Annotated in this window: 6 protein-coding genes and 1 pseudogene; 3 read left to right on the top strand and 4 right to left on the bottom strand. The window is 72.6% G+C overall.

Annotated features, from left to right (window positions below; genetic code table 11):
- Window positions 1-102 precede the first annotated feature (102 nt).
- The 3 genes and pseudogenes from KPL57_RS55630 (at window position 103) to KPL57_RS55620 (ending at window position 2,308) form a co-directional block, all read left to right on the top strand.
- A pseudogene (locus tag KPL57_RS55630) lies at window positions 103-881 on the top strand (transposase family protein).
- Window positions 882-966: 85 nt separating this feature from the next.
- Entirely contained in the window at window positions 967-1,761 is a 795-nt protein-coding gene (locus KPL57_RS55625) for an alpha/beta fold hydrolase (protein WP_226352472.1), read from the top strand.
- 10 nt (window positions 1,762-1,771) lie between these two features.
- Window positions 1,772-2,308, top strand: coding sequence for a carboxymuconolactone decarboxylase family protein (locus KPL57_RS55620; protein WP_226352471.1), 537 nt, complete (start codon window positions 1,772-1,774; stop codon window positions 2,306-2,308).
- 107 nt (window positions 2,309-2,415) lie between these two features.
- Here KPL57_RS55620 and KPL57_RS71030 read toward each other — a convergent pair whose 3' ends face one another.
- The 4 genes from KPL57_RS71030 to KPL57_RS55600 are packed head-to-tail and all read right to left on the bottom strand — an operon-like array spanning window position 2,416 to window position 6,572.
- Complete coding sequence (locus tag KPL57_RS71030; RefSeq protein ID WP_020627892.1) at window positions 2,416-3,084, bottom strand: GntR family transcriptional regulator; 669 nt, start codon at window positions 3,082-3,084, stop codon at window positions 2,416-2,418.
- Window positions 3,085-3,139: 55 nt separating this feature from the next.
- Complete coding sequence (locus KPL57_RS55610) at window positions 3,140-4,750, bottom strand: ABC transporter ATP-binding protein (protein WP_226352470.1); 1,611 nt, start codon at window positions 4,748-4,750, stop codon at window positions 3,140-3,142.
- Window positions 4,747-5,622 carry an ABC transporter permease gene (locus tag KPL57_RS55605; protein WP_149664376.1) on the bottom strand — a complete coding sequence of 292 codons (876 nt, stop codon included), beginning with the start codon at window positions 5,620-5,622 and terminating at the stop codon, window positions 4,747-4,749. The genes KPL57_RS55610 and KPL57_RS55605 overlap by 4 nt, the downstream gene beginning before the upstream one ends.
- A complete protein-coding gene (locus tag KPL57_RS55600; protein ID WP_255677660.1) occupies window positions 5,619-6,572 on the bottom strand; it encodes an ABC transporter permease in 954 nt (317 codons plus the stop codon). The genes KPL57_RS55605 and KPL57_RS55600 overlap by 4 nt, the downstream gene beginning before the upstream one ends.
- Window position 6,573 lies beyond the last annotated feature (1 nt).

Here is a 6,573-nt window from a genome sequence, read left to right as displayed (position 1 = left end):
GAGCTTATTCGGGCCCGTGAAATAACGATCTAGCCCGGCGTGTCGGGTTGGGCGACAGCCCGTCCATCGCGAAGATTGGTTTGTCGAATCAATCCGAGATGAATGGGCTGTCGCAGTATGTACTATACCACTGGCTTTCGGCGTGATGAGATTCAGGATCTTGCCGCTCTGGTGCATGAGCAGGATCAGCGGAACGCGACTGGCCTGCGACGGCCTTGGCCGCCGATTCTGGGATTGTTCTGGTCGGTGGTGATCACGTTGGCGTATCTGCGCGGGAATCGTGTGCAGTGGGAGTTGGCGGAAACCTACGGGGTGTCGCAGTCGACGGTCAGTCGAGCGATCGCGGGGGTGACACCGTTGCTGGCGCAGGCGCTGCGGAGTGTAGTTCCGACTGCGGAGGAGCTTCGTGCCGATCGGCAGTACATCATCGACGGAACCCTGCTGCCCTGCTGGTCATGGACCGCCGTACCAGGTCTGTGGTCGGGCAAGCATCGCACCACCGGCGTCGTCGTCCAGGTCGCAGCCACCCTGGAAGGGCAGCTGTCGTGGATCTCCGACCCGACCCCAGGCTCCCGACACGACCTACATTGCCTCGACCAATCCGGCGCCCTCGACCACCTCGCCACATACCCACCGATCGGCGATAAAGGCTACATCGGGCGCGGCATGCTCACCCCGTTCAAAAAAAACCCGGCCGGGAACTTCTCGACTGGCAGAAAACATTCAACAAGAGCCTCAACCGCACACGCGCCACCATCGAGCGAGTCATCGCCCATATCAAGTCGTGGAAAGTTCTCCACACAGACTACCGCCGACCCTACGCCACATTTAAAACGACGATCTCGGCAGTCATCGGACTCATCTTCTACGCACTTACCTGACGGAGCCTGAATAAGCCTCGATGAATAGGTCTCAGGAAAACCTATCGTTGGACGTGATCGGTGTCCGCAGGTGACAGTCGTCGTCGTGGACGACAGCACCTTCTCGACGCGGACCGTCAACCTGGTCCGCACCGGCCCCCGCGGCGGCACCCCGGTGGTCCTCCTGCACTCTGCCGGGCTGGACCTGACCTACTGGGATCGTCAGATCGCGGCCCTGGCGCCCGACCGGGACGTCGTCGCGGTCGACCTGCCCGGCCACGGGCGGACCACCGGCGACCCCGGCGACTGGCAGCTCGATCGCGCGGTCGGGTTCGTGCGCCGAGTGCTGGCGAATCTGGAGGCCGACCGGGTCCATCTGGTCGGGCTGTCACTGGGCGGGATGCTCGCCCAGGCCACCGCCGTCGCGGACCCGGGCGTCACGGCCTCGCTGACGTTGATCGACACCGCGGCCTCGTTCTCCGACGCCGGCCGCGCGGCGATGCGGGCCCGGGCCGCGCAGGCGCGTACGCAGGGCATGACGGCGGTGCTGGAGGGACTGTTCGGGCACTGGTTCACCGCCGACACCCGCGCCCGGCGCCCGGACGTGGTCGAGCGCGCCACCCGCACGCTGCTCGCCCAGGACCCGCAGGTGCACGCCGCGATGTGGGAGATGATCGCCGGCTTCGAGCTCGCGGCCGACCTCCCCCGGATCGCGTGCCCGACGATGGTCGTGGTCGGGGAGCACGACTCCAGCTCGCCGGTCCCCGCGGCCCGGCAGCTGCGCGACACCATCCCGGACGCCCGGCTGCGCGTGGTGCCCGCCGCCGCCCACCTCGCACCGTTGGAGAAGCCCGACACCGTCACCCGCCACCTGGTCGGGTTCCTCGACCAGGTCGCCTGAGGAACCCGCGATGGCCCGCATCCCGCTGCCCGAGCCCGCCGACATGGACCCCCGTCACCGCGCCCAGTACGAACGGTTCCCCTCGAACCTCACCCGGACCCTGACCCTCATGGACTCCCGGCTGTCCGAGGCCCTGCCGGAGACGGCCAACGCCCTGCGCGCCTCCGCGCTGGCGCCCGCCTGGCGCGAAGGGGTCATCCTGCGCGTCGCCGCCCTCACCGGAAGTGCCTACGAGCGGTGGCAGCACCTGGACCAGGCGCGTCAGCACTGGTCGGACGAGCAGATCGCCGTCATCGAGACCACCGCGGGGGCCGACCGGTCGGTGCTGCCCACCGGGTTCGCCCGCCTGCTCGACCTGGTCGACCTGCTCGTCCCCGGCCTCCCGATCCCCGACGACGTCCTCGCCGCCGTACGCCGGACCCTCGACGACCGCGACCTGGTCACCGTCATCGTCCTGGTCGGGCACTACCTCACCGTCGCCCGGCTCACCACCGTCCTCGGCGTCGACCTGGACCCTGCCCCGGACACCTGGACCCACGAACACTGACCCTCAGCCCGGCCCGACGGTCCGCGGCAGGTCCGCACGCCGGCCCACGCCGGCGAGGCCGATCGGCACTGTCCGGTGCCGGGGAGGCCGACGGCTCGACGACCCGCTCAGCCCACCCCGCGGTGATGGCGCTCGGCGCGTTCGACGTGTGCCCGGGCCAGGGCCCCCGCCGACGCCGGATCACCCGCCGCGATCGCCGCGAGGATGGCCCGGTGCTCGGCCCACGACCGCGGACCGGCCACGGACACCCCCATCGCGTAGATCCATTCGATCCGGTCGGAGACGTGCCGCAGCAGCGACGGGAGCGACGCCGACCCGCTGTGCTCGGCGATGGCGAGGTGGAAGCGCGTGTTGAGCTCCGGCAGCCGTTCCGTCCGGCCGGACGCCAGCTCGGCCTCGCCCTCGGCGACGAGCAGCCCCAGCAGGTCCACCACCGCGTCCTCGCCCCCGGCCACCCGCGCCGCGCAGCGGGCCGCGGCGATCTCCTCGATGGTGCCGCGCACGGCGAACAGGTCCTCGGCGTCGGCATCGTCGATCGTGGCGACGGTGGCACCCTGATTCGGACGGACCTCGACGAAACCCTGGACGGCGAGCGTGCGCAGCGCCTCGCGCACCGGGACGCGCGAGACCCGGTAGCGCTCGCACAGCCGGGCCTCGGTCAGCCGCTCGCCCTGGGCGAGCACCCCGGTCACGATGTCCGCCCGCAGCGCCGCGAGCACCCGCCGCGCCTTGCCGTCGGCCGAGCCGTACCGGTTACCGCCGTCCTGCCCGTCCACCCGGACCCACCTCCTCGCCGCCGGTGCAGTGTGGACGCACGTCCCCGTCCGGTCGTCAGGGGGTGGCGCCGACGTCGCGCCCGGGGATCGCGGCGAGCAGCTCGCGGGTGTAGTCCTGCGCGGGGGTGTCGACCACGCGTGCGGTCGGGCCCTGCTCGACCGCGGCGCCCGCGCGCAGCACCACGCCGCGGTGGGCGACCTGGCGCACGACCGCGAGATCGTGGGTGATGAACAGCAACGAGACCCCCAGGTCGCGTTGCAGGCCGGTCAGCAACTCCAGGATCTGCTCCTGCACCAGCACGTCCAGGGCGGAGACGGCCTCGTCGCACACGACCAGCTGCGGCCGGGCGGCCAGCGCCCTGGCGATCGCGACCCGCTGCCGCTGGCCGCCGGACAGCTCGTCCGGGCGACGTGCTGCCACTCCCGACGGCAGGGCCACCTGGTCCAGGAGCTCGGCGACCCGGTCGCGCCGCGACGCGGTGTCCCCGATCCGCAGCACCCGCAAGGGCTCGTCGACGATCCGGGCGACCGTGGACGTGGGGTCCAGCGAGCCGTAGGGGTCCTGGAACACCGGCTGCATGGTGCGGCGCACCATCGCCCGGTCCCGTCGTGACGAGCGGAACGGATCGGTACCCGCCACGGTCCCGGTGCCCGCCGTCGGCCGGTCCAGCCCGAGGACGATCCGCGCGGTCGTCGTCTTGCCCGCCCCGGACTCCCCGACGAGGGCGGTGGTGGTGCCGGCGTCGACGGTGAACGACACGTCGTCGACGGCGCGGACCCGTTCACGTGAGCCGCGCACCCGGAACTCGCGGACCAGGCCGGTCACCTCGAGCACCGGTCGCGGCGGCGCGGGTGGATCGGCGGCGCGGGTCCCGCCGCCGATCGCGGGTGCGGCGGCGACCAGACGGCGGGTGTAGTCGTCGTCGGGCCGGGTCAGGATGCGCTCGGCCGGCCCGGTCTCGACGACGTGGCCCTCGTGCATGACCACCACCCGGTCGGCGCGCTCGGCGGCCAGCGCGAGGTCGTGGGTGATGAGCAGCATTGCCGTGCCGCGGGCGTCGGTCAGCCCGGCGAGGTGGTCGAGGATCCGCCGCTGCACCGTGACGTCGAGGGCCGAGGTCGGCTCGTCGGCCAGCAGCAGGTCCGGCTCCGCGGCGAGCGCCATCGCGATCAGCACCCGCTGCCGCATGCCTCCCGAGAACTCGTGCGGGTACTGCCGCGCCCGGCGCGCGGGGTCCGGGATCCCGGCCTCGGCCATCAGCTCCACGGCCCGGTCCCGCGCCGCCCGGCCGCGCGCCAGCCGGTGGGTGGTCAGGGCCTCGGCGATCTGCGCCCCGACCCGGTGCACCGGGTTCAGGTTGGACATGGGGTCCTGCGGGACGAGACCGATCCGCGCCCCGCGCAATGCCCGCAGCCGGGCCTCCCCGGCGGTGGTGAGGTCCTCGCCGTCGAAGAGGATCCGCCCGCCGGTCACCCGCCCGGTCCCCGGCAGCAGGCCGAGCGCGGCCGCCGCGGCGGTCGACTTCCCGGACCCAGACCCGCCGACGACGGCGACCTTCTCCCCGCGGCCGACCGCGAGGTCGACCCCGTGCAGCACGTCGGTGACGGTGCCGCGGGAGTCGGCGTACCCCACCCGCAGACCGCGCAGCTCCAGCAGCGCGCTCACTGTCGTGCCCCCGGGGACAGGGCGTCGCGCAGCGCGTCGCCGACGAGGTTGAACGCCAGGCAGATCAGCAGGATCGCCAGACCGGGGAACACCGCCGACCACGGAGCCCGGTAGAGGTACTGCTGGGCGTCGGACAGCATGATGCCCAGGCTCGGGTCCGGTGGCTGGATCCCGAGGCCGAGGAACGACAGCAGCGCCTCGCCGATCACCGCCACCGGCATGATCACGGTCGCCTGCACGATGACCGAGGACGCCGCGTTGGGCAGGACGTGGGTCAGCAGCACCCGCGGTCCCGAGGCGTTCATCGTCTTCGCCGCCAGCACGAACTCCCGTTCCCGCAGCCGCAGCGTCTCCGCGCGCACGACGCGGATCATCGTCGGCACCTGCGCCACACCGAGCGCGATCGCCGCGCCGCTCAGGCTCGCGCCGTGGATCGCGGCCAGTCCCACCGCGACGATCAGGAACGGGAACGCCAGGGTCAGGTCGGTCAGCCGCGACACCACGACGTCGGCCGCCCGCCACCATCCGGCGGCGAGCCCCAGCGGCGTGCCCACCAGCACGGCCAGCGCGACGGCGAGCAGTCCCACCTGCAACGACGCCCGGGTGCCGTACAGGATCCGGGACAGCACGTCGCGGCCCAGGTCGTCGGTGCCCAGCGGGAACCCGACGGTGCGCGGCAGCTGGAACGGGGTCTCGAAGTGCACCGCGCCGGGGGAGTGGGGCGCGAGGACCGGGGCGAGCAGCGCGGCCAGCACGACCAGGACGAGCAGCACCCCGCCGACGAGCCCGGAGCGGCTCCGCAGGAACGCGGCGAGCACCCGGCCGCCGGACGGCGCGGTCGGCTGGGGCCCGACGGGTTCGACGGCGGTCATCGCGACCTCCCCTCGACCCGGACCCGCGGGTCCACGACCGAGTAGAGGACGTCGACCGCCAGGTTGATGACGATGTAGGCGAGCGTCACGACGAGCACCACTCCCTGGATCACCGGGTAGTCCCGGGTGAAGACCGAGTCGAGCGTGAGCTTCCCGAAGCCGGGCAGCCCGAAGATCCGCTCGGTGACGACGGCGCCGGACACGAGCCCGCCCAGCTGCAGGCCGACGATCGTCAGGACCACGAGCAGGCTGTTGCGCAGGGCGTGCCGCAGCACCACGGCGCCACGGGACACTCCCTTCGCCCGCGCGGTACGCACGAAGTCGGCGGTCAGGGTGTCCACCATGGACGCACGGGTCTGGCGCATCACGATGGCGGCGAGCCCCGTCCCGAGGATCAGCGCGGGCAGGGTGAGGTGCCACAGCGCGCGCAGCGGGTCCTCGGTGACGGCGACGTAGCCCGAGGCGGGGAACAGCCCGAGCCCGACCGCGAGGTAGAGGATCGCCAACAGTCCGAGCCAGAAGTTCGGCACCGACAGCGAGACCAGCGACAGCCCGCTGACGGCCGCGTCCACCCCGCGTCCGCGGTACACCGCGGCCAGCGTCCCGGCGGCCATCCCGGCGGCGACGGCGACGACGATCGCGTACAGCGACAGCCACGCCGTGACCGGCAGTGTCGCGGCGATCAGCTCGGTCACCGGCGTCCCGGTCCGGGTCGACTCGCCCAGGTCCCCGGTCAGCGCGCTGCCCAGGAACCGCAGGTACTGCTCGACCAGCGACCCGTCCAGGCCGAGCCGGTCGCGGATCGCGGCGACGGTCTCCGGTGTCGCCTCCTCCCCGGCCAGCGCCAGCGCCGGGTCGCCGGGCAGCGCCCGGACGCCGGCGAACACGACCACCGAGGCCAGCAGCAGGGTGACCAGGCCCTGCCCGGCCCGCACCGCCAGGTAGCGCAGC

This window comes from Pseudonocardia sp. ICBG601 (assembly GCF_020496245.1).
This window is presented reverse-complemented; position numbering and strand designations above follow the sequence as displayed.

Excerpts from the sequence above, each read along its gene's own strand:
- KPL57_RS55605 (WP_149664376.1), bottom strand. The coding sequence starts at position 5,622 with ATGACCGCCGTCGAACCCGTCGGGCCCCAGCCGACCGCGCCGTCCGGC.
- KPL57_RS55620 (WP_226352471.1), top strand. The coding sequence starts at position 1,772 with ATGGCCCGCATCCCGCTGCCCGAGCCCGCCGACATGGACCCCCGTCAC.